The organism is Nostoc sp. UCD121, assembly GCF_014222285.1.
Taxonomy (GTDB): Bacteria; Cyanobacteriota; Cyanobacteriia; order Cyanobacteriales; family Nostocaceae; genus Nostoc.
Genome location: NZ_JACKZS010000518.1, coordinates 1 through 606 on the forward strand (window position 1 = coordinate 1; position 606 = coordinate 606).

At 29.4% G+C, this 606-nt stretch carries 1 pseudogene; it reads left to right on the plus strand.

Features of this window, described 5'->3' with window-relative positions:
• Positions 1-20 precede the first annotated feature (20 nt).
• A pseudogene (locus GNF10_RS37280) lies at positions 21-606 on the plus strand (hypothetical protein); the annotation flags it as partial.

Consider the following 606-nt stretch of genomic DNA (forward strand, 5'->3'; position numbering starts at 1 on the left):
ATATAGTTGATGATAAGCTAATGGATGAAATAAATAAAGTTGTTGATTTATTTAATATCAAGAGTTCATTTATCAAAGGTCAAGAGTTTGAAGCTAAATCAGCAGTTAGTAGAATAGTTACTGCTCTTGATTTAATTGAGATATTCTTTAATCAAGAAAACTATATCCAGGGAATAGCACTTTTAAACGCCACTCAAGAAACATTTTTAAAAGCTACTATTATTTCACAAAAAAGAAAAAACAATGATTCTCTTATTAACCTATCAAGCATAGTAGATTGGGATAGAGACGGATTATTTATTAAATCTCAGAATAACCTTAGTCAATTTAAGATTCCACAAAATATCACAGTATTTTTAAAGAGTTTAAATTTTCCTGTTCCTGTATATGATGAATATGATTTTCCATTTTGGGAAAAATATCAAAAAGAAAGCCATAGAAGGTTTAAGCTCAATAATAGCAGACAGTTCAAATGGCTATGTGAACTTAAACAGGATTTTAAGCCCTGGGAAATTTTGTCATGGTCATGCCAATATCAGAGAGAAAGAGAAGATGACCTTCGTAACCAATTATTACACAATTTACTTGGTGTAGATAAAACAGAAC